Origin of the sequence: Mycobacterium sp. (assembly GCF_004298145.1) — a bacterium.
GTDB lineage: Bacteria > Actinomycetota > Actinomycetes > Mycobacteriales > Mycobacteriaceae > Mycobacterium.
The window spans coordinates 14597-29847 of sequence record NZ_SCRH01000044.1; the positions used below are offsets into that span (position 1 = coordinate 14597).

14 protein-coding genes and 3 pseudogenes are annotated in these 15251 nt (G+C 67.6%); 5 read left to right on the top strand and 12 right to left on the bottom strand.

Annotated elements, in window-relative coordinates; genetic code table 11:
- Positions 1-26: 26 nt before the first annotated feature.
- Positions 27-653, bottom strand: a complete 627-nt coding sequence (locus EPN51_RS17605; RefSeq protein WP_293044856.1) for an MPT63 family protein — start codon at positions 651-653, stop codon at positions 27-29.
- A 398-nt stretch (positions 654-1051) separates the two neighbouring features.
- On the opposite strand from EPN51_RS17605, the pseudogene EPN51_RS17610 reads away from it, so the two are divergent.
- The 3 genes and pseudogenes from EPN51_RS17610 (at position 1052) to EPN51_RS17620 (ending at position 2970) form a co-directional block, all read left to right on the top strand.
- A pseudogene (locus EPN51_RS17610) lies at positions 1052-1476 on the top strand (hypothetical protein).
- Between the two features lie 77 nt (positions 1477-1553).
- Entirely contained in the window at positions 1554-2627 is a 1074-nt protein-coding gene (locus EPN51_RS17615; protein WP_293044858.1) for a hypothetical protein, read from the top strand.
- A 10-nt stretch (positions 2628-2637) separates the two neighbouring features.
- On the top strand, positions 2638-2970 hold the full coding sequence (locus tag EPN51_RS17620) for a hypothetical protein (RefSeq protein ID WP_293044860.1): 333 nt from the start codon (positions 2638-2640) through the stop codon (positions 2968-2970).
- Here EPN51_RS17620 and EPN51_RS17625 read toward each other — a convergent pair.
- The 3 genes from EPN51_RS17625 to EPN51_RS17635 are packed head-to-tail and all read right to left on the bottom strand — an operon-like array spanning position 2936 to position 5296.
- On the bottom strand, positions 2936-3289 hold the full coding sequence (locus tag EPN51_RS17625) for a hypothetical protein (RefSeq protein WP_293044862.1): 354 nt from the start codon (positions 3287-3289) through the stop codon (positions 2936-2938). The two genes, EPN51_RS17620 and EPN51_RS17625, sit on opposite strands and share 35 nt — an antisense overlap.
- Before the next feature lies 1 nt (position 3290).
- A complete protein-coding gene (locus tag EPN51_RS17630; protein ID WP_293044864.1) occupies positions 3291-4781 on the bottom strand; it encodes a molybdopterin-dependent oxidoreductase in 1491 nt (496 codons plus the stop codon).
- 11 nt (positions 4782-4792) lie between these two features.
- Positions 4793-5296, bottom strand: coding sequence for an oxidoreductase (locus tag EPN51_RS17635; RefSeq protein WP_293044866.1), 504 nt, complete (start codon positions 5294-5296; stop codon positions 4793-4795).
- 279 nt (positions 5297-5575) lie between these two features.
- On the opposite strand from EPN51_RS17635, the gene EPN51_RS17640 reads away from it, so the two are divergent.
- The gene (locus tag EPN51_RS17640; RefSeq protein WP_293044868.1) at positions 5576-5992 is read left to right on the top strand and encodes a MarR family transcriptional regulator; all 417 of its coding nucleotides are present in this window, start codon (positions 5576-5578) and stop codon (positions 5990-5992) included.
- A gap of 34 nt (positions 5993-6026) precedes the next feature.
- Here the strand turns inward: EPN51_RS17640 and EPN51_RS17645 are convergent, their stop codons facing one another.
- The 3 genes from EPN51_RS17645 to rpsB all read right to left on the bottom strand — a co-directional run bounded on the left by EPN51_RS17645 (position 6027) and on the right by rpsB (position 9183).
- Positions 6027-7448 carry an amidase gene (locus EPN51_RS17645; RefSeq protein WP_293044870.1) on the bottom strand — a complete coding sequence of 474 codons (1422 nt, stop codon included), beginning with the start codon at positions 7446-7448 and terminating at the stop codon, positions 6027-6029.
- Positions 7449-7518: 70 nt separating this feature from the next.
- Complete coding sequence (tsf, locus tag EPN51_RS17650) at positions 7519-8334, bottom strand: translation elongation factor Ts (protein ID WP_293044871.1); 816 nt, start codon at positions 8332-8334, stop codon at positions 7519-7521.
- A 12-nt stretch (positions 8335-8346) separates the two neighbouring features.
- Entirely contained in the window at positions 8347-9183 is an 837-nt protein-coding gene (rpsB, locus tag EPN51_RS17655; RefSeq protein WP_293044872.1) for a 30S ribosomal protein S2, read from the bottom strand.
- Positions 9184-9514: 331 nt separating this feature from the next.
- Here rpsB and EPN51_RS17660 point away from each other — a divergent pair.
- Positions 9515-9967, top strand: a pseudogene (locus EPN51_RS17660) (M23 family metallopeptidase); the annotation flags it as partial.
- Positions 9968-10179: 212 nt separating this feature from the next.
- Here the strand turns inward: EPN51_RS17660 and EPN51_RS17665 are convergent.
- The 5 genes and pseudogenes from EPN51_RS17665 to EPN51_RS17685 form a co-directional block, all read right to left on the bottom strand.
- Positions 10180-11076, bottom strand: coding sequence for a tyrosine recombinase XerC (locus EPN51_RS17665; protein ID WP_293044873.1), 897 nt, complete (start codon positions 11074-11076; stop codon positions 10180-10182).
- A 33-nt stretch (positions 11077-11109) separates the two neighbouring features.
- Positions 11110-12270, bottom strand: a complete 1161-nt coding sequence (locus EPN51_RS17670; RefSeq protein WP_293044874.1) for a lactate 2-monooxygenase — start codon at positions 12268-12270, stop codon at positions 11110-11112.
- A gap of 24 nt (positions 12271-12294) precedes the next feature.
- A complete protein-coding gene (locus EPN51_RS17675) occupies positions 12295-13152 on the bottom strand; it encodes a siderophore-interacting protein (RefSeq protein ID WP_293044876.1) in 858 nt (285 codons plus the stop codon).
- Between the two features lie 169 nt (positions 13153-13321).
- Positions 13322-13978, bottom strand: coding sequence for a hypothetical protein (locus EPN51_RS17680; protein ID WP_293044878.1), 657 nt, complete (start codon positions 13976-13978; stop codon positions 13322-13324).
- A gap of 300 nt (positions 13979-14278) precedes the next feature.
- Positions 14279-15251, bottom strand: a pseudogene (locus EPN51_RS17685) (hypothetical protein); the annotation flags it as partial.

Consider the following 15251-nt stretch of genomic DNA (forward strand, 5'->3'; position numbering starts at 1 on the left):
GGGTGCGGGGAGTTTTTACGGCCGGATCAGGTGGTGGTTGCCGGCTCAGGAGGCGCACCGGGCGCGGGGCTGTTCGCCGCACCCGGCGCGGGGCTGTTCGCCGCACCCGGCGCGGGGCTGTTCGCCGCACCCGGCGCGGGGCTGTTCGCCGCACCTGGCGCCGAGCCGCCCTCCATGTTCGACGTCCAGATCAGGATGTCTTGCATTCCGTCGTTGTAGACGACGCCGTTCGGGGGTGCGCCGGTCACGTCGAAATACAGCGTGCCGGTCGACTCACTGCCCTGCGGGATCGGGGCGGGGCTCAGTCCGTTCGGCGTCCCGACCTTGTCGATCACCCGGTAGTTCTGACCATTGGGTCCGCGGGCGATGAAGTCGTTGACCATCGGGGTGACGAGCCCGGCATCCGACCGGGCGCTGATGTCCGCCTGGTAGAGCGTGCCCTTAGGCGTGTAGCCCGGGATGGTGACGTTGCTGGGCTGCAGGTTGCTCACGGTGTAATTGGTGATCAGGGCCCCATCCACGAGTTGTTCGCTGGTGCCGAATCCCTGAATGTCGGGCGGTGGCGACGCAAAAGCCGGTGCCGCCGCGAAAACGCCGGCAGCCGCAATCCCGGCAGCGGCAGCTGTCTTAACGGCCGTCTTGGTGACCTTCATTGTCCATTCCTTTCATAACGCACAATCGCCCCCCGTAAGGGCATGCAGATATATGCAGCAAAATAGCCATCCGGCCAGGGGTTTAAACATGCGCGCCCCGCTTCATGCCAATACCCCGTCCGTTAGCTGCTGAAATGGGGTTGTTTTCGCGGCTGGCATCTTTGGCATCAACTCATCACATCTGCATCACCACTAACGCCGGCCAACCCCGATTAAGCCGTGCGCCCCCGGGTAGTCGGTGCGCTGAGGCGTTCCCGGGCACGCAGCGGGCCGGGGGCACGCGGGCCGAGATATCCGCGAAGGGGGGCCGGTCGGGTGCGACATGGCAACTCCAAGCAGCTCAACCGTGCCCGATGCTGAATGGCAAGGCGAACTTTCGAGCAGGTAAAGGAAATCACATGGCCTTTACGGCGCAGCAACAATCCGTTCCGGGCACCCAGCCCCAGATGCACACAATTCCCGACAGCGGCGAAAGCACTTACCGGGGTTCTCGAAAACTCCTCGACAAAAAGGCGATCGTCACCGGCGGGACAGCGGCATCGGGCGCGCCGTCGCGGACGGGGCGGTACAGCAATTGGGCGGTGTGGACATCCACAAGAGCCTCGACGAGATCAGCGACGAGGAATGGGATTACACCTTCCGGCTCAACGTGGGCGCGTATTTCTACCTCGCCAAGCCGACCCTGCCGTCCATGCACGCCGGCTCGTCGATCATCGGCCCACCCGCCGAACGCGCGCCGATCTATGCGCTGCCGGCCCGCGATGACGCGAGCTACATCTCGGGGGCGCGGGTGGCCGCCACGGGCGGTAGGCCGATTGCGTAGACGGCGATCCCGGAGCCATCGGCAGGTGTAACGGGGTGCTCACCGGGGTACAGCCCGGACGAGCAAACGGTGAAAGGATGGCACCGATCGTGGCCATCGGAAACGATCAGCAGCGAAAGCGACGACGGCGGTGGTCGGGCGCGGCGGCCGCCGGAATCATGGCGGTGGCGGGATGTTCGGCGCCCGGAACCTCACTGGAGAGCGCCCCGGCGGTCAGCGCGGTGACCGTCGGCGCCACCATGCATGACCCGGTGTGGTCCTATCACGACCACGCGCTGCTGGGCCTCACCGACGATCACCGGCTGGCCGCGATCACGTACGCCGGACCGGGGACCGCCCATACTCAGCTGTCGGAGCCGATGGGTTCCGGACGCAACCTGCAGATAAGCCAGAAGGACGACCGGCACGTCTTCGTACCGCAGCCGGAGCGCGGTAAGGTCGCCGTCGTCGACATCGCGACCCTGCGGCCGATCGGTGAATTCGACGCCGGCCCCGCACCTTCCTATCTCGCCGAAGACGCCGGCATGCGGGTGTTGCTGGCGCTGGCGGCGGACGGTTCGTCGGTGACACCGGTGGACCAGTACGGGTTTCGCAAGCTGCCGACGGCCAGGGTCACCGGGGAGCCCGCGGACAGCATCATCGGCGCCAACCGCGGGCGCGAGATCGACTACCACCTCTATGGACGATCGGGGATCCGCTATTACGAAGGCCCTTCGTCGCCGCCCGAGGAGCAAGGCTCGTTGAGCATGGCGGTTGCTGCCGCGGCGGGAGACGGCGCCTCGGCGGAGCGCAGCTATGTCGCCGGTTACGACGACAGCATGCTCGAGGCCATCGACTCCCGCCACGGCGAGGAGGGGTTGGAAGTGTTGGCCCGTACGCGACTCTCGTCGCCGATCCGCTACCTGGGCACCGACGACACGCGCATCTACGCGGCCACCGATCACGATGTGGCGGTGCTGGAAACGGCGAGCTTCACCGGCTTCCCGAACGGGACCATCCCGCTGATCCGCACGATCGACTACCGGGCGGGATTGCCGTCGGGCCCCGTCGCCTCGGCGCCGCTGTCCGGGATGGCGATCGGCCCCAAACGCGTCTATCTGACCTTGCGCGGCCAGCCCTACGTGATCAGTGTGGCGAAGCCACACCTGTGATGGGGGGCAGATGAGCACCACAGCGCGCAAACCCGAACCGATCGGGATCGATGACGACTTCGAGCTACTCGCCGAGCAGATCGCGGCGCTCAAAGAGCTCGCGCGGCTCGGCGACGTGCCCGAGGGCCAGATCTACGACTTCGGGATCCGTTGGGGGGCGGCGCTCGCCGGGCGGTTGCGGCGGCTGGTGCATTACAGCTGCGTTGGCATGCTCGACGACGCCGGCCAACGCCGGTTCCAATCCCTGTGCGACGACCTGCGTTCCGTGTCGGGTTTGATCGAGAGGTTCGGTCTCACCCGGCCCCAGCTCACCGATGGCCCGAGCCACCCCAGGTTGCGCTAGCCTGTCTCGCCCTGGCGCGGCTCGCGATGTCCTCGAGATCGGAGGTGTCTTGATAGTCGGTCAGAAATTCGTTGGCCGCCAACACGATTCCGGTCCGCGGCGCGGGGCAGTCGGCGTTGCGGCACGTCAACGCCACCATGAAGGCGTCGTCGTCTTCGTTGAGGAACAGAAACCCGAGATACAGCGCGTGCCCGACGGCGAAATCCCTGGCGCCGCAGCCCGCGCAGTGCCCGCCCTTGACGGCCACCAGCTTTAAAACCCTTTCGCGCTCAACGCTTTGCAGGTCGATCAGCTCGGGCCGCACCCCGTCCTGCACCATGTCAGATCTCCACGTCCTTGTCGTAGTGCACGTTGTCCTCGCGCCATCCACCCAGACCGTGGCCGATGCCGGAGTAGTCGTCGATGAACTCGATCTGGTTGATCCACTTCGCCATCTTGAAACCGACCTGGGTCTCCACCCGCAACCGCAACGGCGCCCCGTGCTTGATGGGCAGCGGCTTTCCGTTCATCTCGTAGGCCAGCAACGTCTGCGGCTTGTAGGCGAGTTCAAGGTCGATCACCTCGTAGAACTGGCCCTCGCCTTCCGCGCTGGGCTCGTCGCGGCCGGTGTCCTGCATGGTCAGAAAGCAAATGTATTTCGCCTGCGGCAGCGGGCGCACGTAGTCGGCGAGTTGGGCCAGCGGAACGCCGCTCCACTGGCCGATGCTGGTCCAGCCCTGCACGCAGTTGTGCATCACGCGCTGCGATTGCTGACCGGCCAGGGAACGCAACGCGTCCAGGTCCAGCGTCACCGGGTTTTCCACCAGGCCGCCCACCCGCACACGCCAATCGACGAAGTTGTGCACCGCCATCACCTTGTACTCGGCGCTCGTCGGCGGCTTGCCGTTGACCCGGTGTTCCGTAGAGGTCATCCGCTCGGGGTAGTGCTGCCGCGAATTCAGCGGCCGCAGCAGGACTTTGCGGGCGCGGGTGACCACGGCGCCCAGCACGCGACGAACCTGAACGGGCCGGCGCAGGCTCCACACCGTCGCCGCGACGTGGACGGCAACGATGGCCGCGATGATCACCAGGGACAGGGCGGTCGCCCAACCGATGTTGCGCACGGACCCGAAGATCATCGTCGCGGTGAGCTGGCCCCAACTCCAGAAGAAGATCATCGACAGGTGGATGACGATAAAGACCAAAAACGCGATCAGGCCGAGGAAGTGCAGGCTCCGCGCCCATTGCCGGCCGCCCCACATGCGCACATACCAGGGAAACGCGGCCTCGATGGCCGGTGACTGGGCGGCGCCGGTCAGGATCTGGAACGGCGCCAACAAGAAGATGACGCCGGCGTAGGTCAGCTTCTGGACGGCATCCAGTGGTTCGCCGGGCAGCAGCGGCGGCAGATTGAAGCTCAGGTAGGTGACGATGTCGTTCCACGCCTCATCGAAGATCGACCACGAGGCCGGCCAGTACCGGTGCCATTGGCCGGTGGCGAACAGCAGGATGTAATACGAGAGCCCGACGAGGATCCAGCCGATCACCGAGAAGAAGTGCCAGTGCCGGCCCATGCCCAGTTTCTTGTGGCCGGGCAACGAGAACAGCGAGTTGTAGTCCTCCTCCTCGTCGAGGGTGTCGTAGAGCTTGTTGATCGGCATTTCCTTGACCGTGAAGCGCGCCCATTCGCTGCCCGGCTTGCTGTCGTCGTGCCAGTACAACTTCGGGTGGGTGGACAAGATCTCGATGCCGCTGCGGATCACCAGGGTCAAAAAAAGGACGTTGAGCCAGTGGTCGATGCGCAGCCACGCCGGATAGTCGAGCACTGTCATGTCGTCACCGTTCAGTCGTGCCAGTTCTGCCGTTGCGGATACGCCACGTTGATGCCGGACAGGACGGTGGTGTGCACGGCGATGAAGCCCCCGGCGAACGCCATGGCTAACGTTCCGGGCGCCAGGTCCCACCGTCCCGTCAACGCCACCAGCCCGGGCAGTCCGGCAAACCGGCTGCCCAGATAGATCACCAAGAAGGCCGCGCAGACGAAGCTGCCGAAATACCAGCCAGCTTGCGGCACAACGGGTTTCACGGCAAACACCATTGCGGCCCCCGCGCCCAGGCAGGCGGCGATCAGCACGGCGACGTACACCCAGAAATACAGCGGCACACTCGGCCGGGTGGAGGCCACCAGATAGACATGCACCGCCACCAGGCCCATCAACAGCGACACCCCCAACCCGGTTACCGTGCGCGGCAGGTCAAAGGCGACATAGCCGTTGAGCGTGAGGAGGGGCGAGGACAGCACCTTATGCCACGCTTTGAGCCACAGTCGCCCCAGCAGACCGGCCATTGTGGCTGTCTACCCACCCGAACGGCCTACAAACGGTCGACGACGATGCCTTGAGCCGACTATCCGAAGGCCGAGCGGCAAGCAGCAAAACACGTTTGGCCCGTCTCGCTCGGCGGCCCCGGGCCCGGCGTACTCGTCAGCAGCCACGTCATGGGGTTTCGCGAACACAAGCGGTGCAGGAAACGTGTTACCGCGGGCCGGTTACCCCGTTGCGCACCCGGCCATCACGGCCCGGGAAATGTCCGCGTCGATCCGCCGAAGTATGTCAACATGGTTGACATGATTCAGGACGACGCCCCGCTTGGTTACCTGCTGTACCGCGTGGCAACGGTTCTGCGACCAGAGGTTTCCGCCGTGTTGGGTCCGCTGGGCCTAACCCTGCCCGAATTCGTCTGCCTGCGCGTTCTTTCGATATTCCCGGGAATGTCGAGCGCCGAGTTGTCCCGCCACGCAGGCGTCACCCCGCAGGCGATGAACACGGTGTTGCGCAAGCTGGAAGACGTCGGGGCGGTGGCGCGGCCTTCGTCGGTGTCCTCGGGCCGCGCGCTACCGGCCAACCTGACCGGCCAGGGCCGTGGCCTGCTCAAGCGCGCCGAGGGAGCGGTCCGCGGCGCCGACGCACGGATCCTGAGCAAGCTCACCAACACTCAGCAGCGCGAATTCAAACGAATGCTCGAGAAACTCGGATCCGACTGAGCCGGACGAAGCGGGTCGCCGCCATCAGGCCCGATCACGCCGCGGCCTGGATGCGCGCCCACGGCCGCGCCTCTTCGAGCTCGTAGGCCAGTTCGAGCAGCAGCGCTTCCTGCCCCATGGCGGCCGACAGCATCATGCCCACCGGCATACCGTGGGCGGACTGGGCCAACGGCAGCGAGATCGCCGGCTCACCGGTCACGTTGTGCAGCGGAGTGAACGACACCCACTCGATCAGCCGGTTGATGACCTGCTGATAATCGGTCGGCGCCAGCACCCCGATGCGTGGCGTCTCGTCGGCGAGCGTCGGGGTGAGCACCGCGTCGTAGGTGCCGTAGAACCGCGCGGTGCGCCGGCGCGCCCCACGCAAGCGCATGATCGCCAGCGGAAGACGGTGCAGGTGGCGGCTGGTGTGTCGCATAAGGCCCAGCGTCAGGCAGTCCAGCCTGCTGCGGTCGAACGTCTCACCGAACATGTGTCGTCCGCTGCGCACCTGGGCCAGGGCCAAAAATCCCCAGTACAGCACGAAATCGTCGACGAAACTGGCTGCCGCCGGCGGCTTGTCGATGTGTTCGACGCGGTGGCCCAGCTCCTCGAGCAGGCCGGCCGACTTCAGCGTCAGCTCCCGCAGGGCGGGACTGCACTCGCGCTGTATCGAGCGGGTCAGCACCCCGATCCGTAACCGCTGCCGGCCGGGCCCGGTGACGTCCCCGACCGGAGCCAGCTTGCGGTTGCGCGAGCTCCGCTCGGCCTCTCGGTAGAACGCCGCGGTGTCGCGCACGGAACGGGTTACCACGCCGTTGACGACGACGCCCACCGGCAACCGGCGCAGCATCGGGTCCAGGGGCAGCCGGCCGCGCGACGGTTTGAGCCCGACGAGCCCATTGCAGGAGGCCGGGATGCGGATCGAGCCGCCGCCATCGTTGGCGTGCGCGATCGGTACCACACCGGCGGCGACGAACGCACCCGATCCCGATGATGATGCGCCGGCGCTGTATTCGGTGTCCCACGGGTTGCGGACCGGACCCAGCCGCGGGTGTTCGGCGGACGCGCTGAAGCCGAATTCCGACAGCTGCGTCTTGCCCAACGAGGTCAACCCGGTGGCCAGGTACAGCCGGGTGAACACGCTGTCGGCGACGGCATCCCACCGCGTCCACGCGTCGGTGCCGTGCATCGTGGGCTGGCCCGCGACGTCGACGTTGTCCTTGATGAACGTCGGGACGCCCGAGAAGTAGCCGCCTGCCCCGGTGGCCTTGCCGGATTGCTCGGCGGCGGCCCGCGCTTGCTGAAAACCCGCGTACGCCAACCCGTTTAGGGCCGGGTCGACGGCCTCGGTGCGGGCGATCGCGGCCTCGACCGCCTCGGCCCTACCGACCCGGCCCGATCGGATGGCCTCGGCGAGGCCGACGGCGTCGAGATCGCCGAGGGCGTCGTCGCCGAAAGCGTGCACGTGCCGCATGGCAGTGACGCTAACGCGCGCCCGGGGGGCGGCGGGAGGTTTTCCGGCTTGTTGGCCGGCGGGGAGGCCGTTAGGCCTGACCCACCTCGAAACGCACGAACCGCGTCACCGTCACGCCGGCGTCGTCGAGCAGCACCTTGACCGTCTTCTTGCTGTCGGACACCGACGGCTGCTCGAGCAGCACGGCGTCCTTGAAGAAGCCATTCAACCGGCCCTCAACGATCTTGGGCAGGGCCTGCTCCGGCTTGCCCTCGGCTTTGGCGGTTTCCTCGGCGATGCGGCGCTCGCTGGCCACCACGTCCTCGGGCACGTCGTCCCGGGACAGGTAGCGGGCCTTGAGCGCGGCGATCTGCAGCGCGACGGCGTGCGCGGCGTCGGTGTCCGAGCCCTGGTACTCGACGAGCACGCCCACCGCCGGGGGCAGGTCGGCCGCCCGCCGGTGCAGGTAGGCCTCGACGGTGCCGTCGAAGTTCGCGACCCGGCGCAACTCCAACTTCTCGCCGATCTTGGCCGACAACTCGGCGATCGCCTGCTCGACGGTCTTGTCACCGATACCGGCGGCGTTGAGGCCGTCGACGTCCGTGGCCTTCGACGACACGGCCGCGGCCACGATCTGGTCGGCCAGCGCCTGGAACTCCGCGTTCTTGGCGACGAAGTCGGTCTCGCTGTTCAGCTCGATGAGCGCGCCGCCCTGGGTGGCGACCAGACCTTCGGCCGTCGCCCGCTCGGCACGCTTACCGACGTCCTTGGCGCCCTTGATCCGGAGCGCCTCGACCGCCTTGTCGAAGTCTCCGTCGCTCTCGGCCAACGCGTTCTTGCAGTCGAGCATGCCGGCGCCGGTGAGTTCCCGAAGCCGCTTGACGTCGGCAGCGGTGAAGTTCGCCAATGGTCAGCCTTCCTATGAGGGGTCAGGGGTTGATTCGGGCGTGCCCGCAGCGGCGTCGGTGGGGGCGCCGGTGGCGGCGGCGGAGGCCAGCAGTTCCTGCTCCCATTCGGGCAGCGGTTCGGCGGCCTCGACCTCGGGCTTTCCGTCGCCGCGGCCGACGCCCGCGCGGGCCTGCAGCCCCTCCGCGACGGCGGAGGCGATGACCTTGGTCAGCAACGCGGCCGAACGGATCGCGTCGTCGTTGCCCGGAATCGGGTAGTCGACCTCGTCGGGGTCGCAGTTGGTATCCAGGATCGCGATGATCGGGATGTTGAGCTTACGGGCCTCCGCGACCGCGAGATGCTCCTTGTTGGTGTCGACGACCCAGATGGCCGACGGCACCTTGGCCATGTCGCGGATACCGCCGAGGCTGCGCTCGAGCTTGTTCTTCTCGCGGGTCAGCATCAAGATTTCCTTCTTGGTGCGGCCCTCGAAGCCACCGGTCTGCTCCATCGCCTCGAGCTCCTTGAGGCGCTGCAGGCGCTTGTGCACGGTGGAGAAGTTGGTGAGCATGCCACCCAACCAGCGCTGGTTCACGTACGGCATTCCGACGCGGGTCGCTTCGGCCGCAACCGATTCCTGCGCCTGCTTCTTGGTGCCGACGAACAGCACACTGCCGCCGTGGGCGACGGTTTCCTTGACGAACTCGTACGCCTGGTCGATGAAGGTCAGCGTCTGCTGCAGATCGATGATGTAGATGCCGTTGCGGTCGGTGAAGATGAACCGCTTCATCTTGGGATTCCAGCGACGGGTCTGGTGCCCGAAGTGGGTGCCGCTGTCAAGCAGCTGTTTCATGGTTACGACGGCCATGCTTGTGCCTTACCTGTGTCGGTTGTCGCCTGGCATCGGGTGAAGCCGGGCCCTGGCGCCTGCTGCGATGCCGGACCCGGCCGGAAAAACCCGGTCGGGACCGCCCGGCATGCGGTGCGAACTCCTCGTGGAACCGGAGACGCGATGCGGACGCGCGAAGTCAGCCCGCGAACGAGCTGCGAGCAGCAGTTTACACCGACTCAGCAGGTGGTTTTGCCACGCTTCCCCAAGCGGCGGCGCCGTCCACAACGGCGGTGAGACCGGGTGGACCCCGTCGGCGGAGCCGCGCTGAACTGCCTGGATGCGGTGGATAGCGCTGACGTTGAGTGCGACCCTGGTCAGCGCGATACCGGCGGTTGCCGACGAGGATCGCCTCGAATGGCCGTTGCGCCCGCCACCGGCCATCGCCCGGGCTTTCGACGCTCCGCCGCAGGACTGGCATCCCGGCCATCGCGGTGTGGACCTGGCCGGCACCGCCGGCCAGCCGGTGTACGCCGCGGGCGCCGCCACCGTGGTGTTCGCCGGACTGCTGGCCGGGCGACCGGTGGTGTCGCTGGCCCATCCCGGGGGGTTGCGCACCAGCTACGAGCCGGTCCGGGCGGCCGTGCGGGTCGGCCAGTCCGTGACGGCCGTGACGGTGATCGGCGCGTTGGTGGCCGGGCATCCCGGCTGCGGGGCCGCGGCGTGTTTGCACTGGGGCGCGATGTGGGGTCCGGCGTCGGGGGCGCACTATGTCGATCCGTTGGGCCTGCTGAAGTCCACGCCGATCCGCCTCAAACCCGTGCAGCCGGCCAACCCCACGCAACGTTAGTAACAGCGGCCGCAGGAGTCCCTCCGTGGGTGGACAGGCGTTGTGTCCGCCTCACAACGACAATGTCGCGGGCCGGTGACCAGCGAAAAACGGTTGTCGCTCGGAGGTGTGCAAAGGCTGCGCCCGTCCGCTCCAGGGGCAGTTGTGGCAGGTGAGGCCCATGTGTCAGGCCAGTGGGGGTGTCCTCAGGCGCGCGGGTGGGCCTGATCGTGCACCGCACGCAACCGGGACACCGCGACATGGGTGTAGAGCTGCGTGGTCGCCAGGCTGGAATGGCCGAGTAGTTCCTGGACGACGCGCAGGTCAGCGCCGCCTTCGAGGAGGTGTGTGGCCGCGGTGTGACGCAGGCCGTGCGGCCCCATGTCCGGCGCGCCGCCCACCGCGGCGACGGTCTGGTGCACCACGGTGCGGGCTTGGCGGACGTCGAGCCGGCGGCCCCGCGAGCCCAGGAGCAGCGCCGGACCCGACTCGGCATTCACCAGGGCGGGGCGTCCGTCGGCCAGCCACGCGTCGAGCGCATCGGCGGCCGGCCCCCCGAACGGCGCACTGCGTTGCTTGTTGCCCTTGCCGAGGACGCGCAGCAGCCGATGCCGCGCGTCCACGTCGTCGATGTCCAGGCCGCACAGTTCGCTGACGCGGATCCCGGTGGCATAGAGCATCTCGACGATGAGTCGGTCTCGCAGCGCCAACGGATCACCTTGCTGGGCACCGGATTTGGCGGCGGCCATGGCGTCGAGCGCCTGATCCTGGCGCAGCACCGCGGGCAGGGTGCGGTGTGCCTTGGGAACCTGTAGCCGAGCGGCGGGGTCGGTGGCCAGCAGGCCGCGCCGGGTGGCCCAGGCGGTGAAGACCTTGACCGCCGAGGTGCGTCGGGCCAACGTCGTGCGGGCGACGCCGGCCGCGGCCGCGGCGGACAACCACGAGCGCAGCAGCGGCAGGCTCAACCCGTCCAGGCCGGCTCCGCGGTCGCCGGTGAACGCAAGCAGCGAGCGCAGGTCGCTCAGGTAGGCGCGGCGGGTGTGGGCTGACCGGCCGCATTGCAAATCCAGGTACTCGTCGAATTCGTCGAGGATCGCCTGCACTCCCCCACGGTCGCAGGTGCCGCGCGCCGCTCTCTAGTCGACGCGCCGAAGCGTGTCCGGGGTGAGATCTTTGAGCGTGGGATACCCGTCGACGGCCATGATGAGGTCCGCTTCGGCGAGGATCGAGCGCAGCACGTGCACGATGCCGTCGTCGCCGCCGAGTGCCAGGCCGTAGGCGTACGGCCGGCCGATCCCCACGGCCGTCGCGCCCAGCGCCAGCGCCTTGACGACGTCGGCGCCGCTGCGGATGCCCGAGTCGAACAGGACCGGCAGCCCGTCGGCCGCCTCGACCACGCCCGGCAGGCACTCCAGCGCGGGCAGACCGCCGTTGGCCTGCCGTCCACCGTGAGTGGAGCAATAGATGCCGTCGACGCCGCCGTCCTTGGCGCGTCGGGCGTCGTCGGGATGGCAGATGCCCTTGATGATCAGCGGCAGGTCGGTCAGCGACCGCAGCCATTCGAGGTCGTCCCAGGTCAACGGGTTTCCGAAGGTCTGTATCCACCGCAGCACGGTGCCTTGCGGGTCCTCCTCGGGCGGGCGCTGCAGGCCGGCGCGGAAGACGGGATCGCTGGTGTAGTTGCTCAGGCAGTGCCCCCGCAACTGGGGAAAGTTGGCCGTGGTGAGGTCGCGTGGGCGCCACCCGGGAATCCAGGTGTCGAGGGTGACGATGATGCCTTTGAAACCGGCGGCTTCGGCCCGCTGCACGAGGCTGGCGGCCAGCTCGCGATCCTTCGGCGTGTACAGCTGGAAGAAGCCCGGGGTGTCCCCGAACTCCGAGGCGACGTCTTCCATCGGGTCGGCGGTCAGGGTGGAAACGACCATGGGGACACCGGTGCGAGAGGCCGCGCGCGCGGTGGCCAGGTCGCCGCGGCCGTCTTGCGCGCAGATGCCGATGACGCCGATCGGTGCCATGAACAGCGGAGACGGCAGGGTCAGGCCGAACATCTCCACCGACAGGTCGCGGTCGGCGGCGCCGACGAACATGCGCGGGATCAGGCCCCAATGATCGAACGCCTCCCGGTTGGCCCGCTGCGTGCGTTCGTCGCCGGCGCCACCGGCGACGTAGGACCACACCGAGGGCGACATGGCCCGCTCGGCCCGGGCCTCCAACTCCGCGAAGGCCATCGGCAGCGCGGGTGCCACCCCGCCCAAGCCCTTGAAGTAGATCTCGTTCTGGTAGTCGCCGAATGCCATGAAAGAAGAATGCCAGTCGAGCCGTCAGGTGGACGAGTTCGCCGCCTCCGCCTCGGCCAGTTCTTTCTTCCATTGGCGGAACGTCTCTTCGGTGCGGCCGCGGCGCCAGTAACCCGAGATCGACGAGGCCCATTTGGCGTCCACGCCCCGCTCCTGGCGGATGTAGGGCCGCAGATTGTGCATGACGGCCTGTGCCTCGCCGTGAATGAAGACGTGCACCTGTCCGGGCAGCCACGGGGCGCTGGTGACGGCCTTGATCAGCGGCGCCTGATCGCCGGCGCGATCCTCGGGAACCAGGTTGGCGCGGCCGCCGCGATACACCCAATGCACCTCGACGCCTTCGGGCGCGGTCAGCGGAATCTCATCCTCCTGGCCTGCCACCTCGATGAACGCCTTGCCGACCGCGCTGGGCGGCAACGCTTCCAGCGCCGCGGCGATGGCCGGCAGCGCCGATTCGTCGCCGGCCAGCAGGTGCCAGTCGGCGGCCGGGTCGGGTGTGTACGCGCCGCCGGGGCCCATCAGGTAGATCGGCTGGCCGGGCTGGGCCGTCGCCGCCCACTCGCCCGCCGTCCCGTGCTCGCCGTGCACGACGATGTCCAACGCGATCTGGCGGGCCTCGACGTCGACGTGCCGGACGGTGAGGGTGCGCACCGAGGGCTTCTTCTCCGGTGGCAGGCCGGCGAAGCTGTCGAGGGTCAGCGGCTCGGGCAAACCGGCCACGTCCACGTCGTCGGCGACGAACGCCAGCTTGACGTAGGAGTCGGTGAACTTGCTGGGCACGAAGGAATCAAAATTATTACCCCGCAGCACCACCCGCACCATGTGTGGGGTGAGCTGCTCGGTACCGACAACTTCGAAGCATTGCAGTGGTCGACCTGCCACCTGTCCTCCTGTCCCACGCTGTCCCGCCCGACTCGCCGTCGACTATACGAGTCGCGGCGTTGACGCAGCTTGGGCTGCAGCTTGGCCCGCGGCGACGCGGACGCCCACCTACGTGGCTGCGAGCCGCCGACTTGTCAGCCCTTCTGGACGTCGAACACCGCAGCGCGCGTCATGAGCGCACCCGGCCCGGCGAACGAGCGCCGTTGCAGTACCCGAGTTGCGGGTACCGACGGGTGGTGACGGTGATTGTGCCTTCGGAGTTGGTGATCGTGACGCCGTCCGCGCCGACGGTGGCGGTGGCGGTGCGGAAGGCGGGGATGGTGACCTCGCCGGTGTGTGGGCCGGTACCGATGGTGGCGGTGCCGCTGATCAGTTCGATCTCGACCCGTGCTCGGCGGTACTGACTGAGTGTGAAGGCGCCGTAGGTGCCAGCGAGTAGCCGCGTGTTGGAGGGGATGACGGCGCCGGTCGCGCGACACCGGCCAAGGGTCGTGACAGTGCTGCCGTCGTTGACGGTGACGGGGACGTTCGCGACGCAGGCCCCAGCGCCTTCCACGGTGATGGAGCCGCCCTCGACGAGCATGGTGGTGCCTTCGCCGAGAGCGATCGTGCTGCCGAACGGGAGGGTGGCGGTTTGGCCTTGCAGGATGCGGATGACGATTGCGGGGCCCGCGGTCCGCACCGTGGTGTTGGTTGCGGCCTGGGCGATTGCGGGCGCGGGATCACCGGCTTTGCCGTCATGCGGGTCCGGTGAACGGGTCGCTGCAGAGATCGCACCCGGCCAGGTCAGCATCGCCATCAGTCCCTTGGAGTACGTGCTCACCATTGGGTTCCCTGCGGTGGGGCGAGGGGTGGCGTTACGGCTGGCGGCAGCCGACAGAGGCGAGGCCGTCTGGATCCGCGGGGTGGCCGCGGACCAGCTCGGCGGCACCGATAACGGCCCGCGCGCTATTGCTTTGCCCCGGCGCCCGGAGGGATCGCTGGACCGGGACCGCGGCGGCTCCGGCGTCCTAGACTTCGTATTACCTTCTCGCTGAACGCTTTCCATGACCTCTCCTACCCAACCGAACCCACTGGTCAACCTCGGATGCGAGGAGATCCCAGCAGCACCGAACTTCGATCGCATCTATATATCGACAACAAGGTCCACCGTCCGATCCAGACGCGCAAGCACTGAATTGTCTTGCGGCGGCTGAATTCCGGAAAGCCCCGCCAGTCCGGCCAGGCCAGGGGAGGCAAGCCCGCCCGGAAAGATGCCGAACACCGCATCAGGCGGCACCGGTGAACCGGGGGCGATGGTGACGGGACCGATCACGCCGGTAGAGGTGTAACTGCCACCGGGGCCAATGGTGATGACCTCGCCGGGGCCGATAATGATGCTTCCGCCATTGAGGATGGGGACGATGCCGCCGGGATCGACGGTGAAGATGCTGCCGGACCCGACGGTGACGATGCCGCTGTCGGCCAGGGTGCCGACGACCGTGACAGTGCCACCGTTGGTCAGCGCGCCACCCGAACTGACCGTAAAGGTGCCGCTGTCCGTGAGCGTGCCACCCACGCTCACCGTGAACGTGCCGCCATCCGTCAATGTGCCACCACTGGCGACGGTCACGGTCCCCGAATCCGCCAGCGTGCCACCGGTATTGATGGTCACCGTGCCGCCATCGGCCAAACTGCCACCGGCGCTGACCATCACGGTACCGCTATCGGTCAGGGTGCCACCCGAACCCAAAACCCCCCCACTACTGACGGTTACGACACCTTGATCGGTGAGCACCCCACCCGAGCTGACCGTCAAAGTCCCGCCAGAGCCAACCACCGACCCCCCATTCACCGACAGGGTGCCGCCATTCGCGACGGTCAAGGTACCGCTATCGGTAAGAAGCCCACCGGACCCCAGAACCGTTCCGCCGTTGACAGAGAGCGCACCACCATTTGCGACCGTCACCGCGCCGCTATCCGTCAGGGTGCCAGCCGACCCCAGCACCGCACCCCCATTGACAGTGACAGCACCGCTATCAGCCAGCGTCCCAGCCGAATTGACCGTCACCACACCACCGTCACTCAACGTGCCAGTCACACCAATAGTCAGAGTGCCA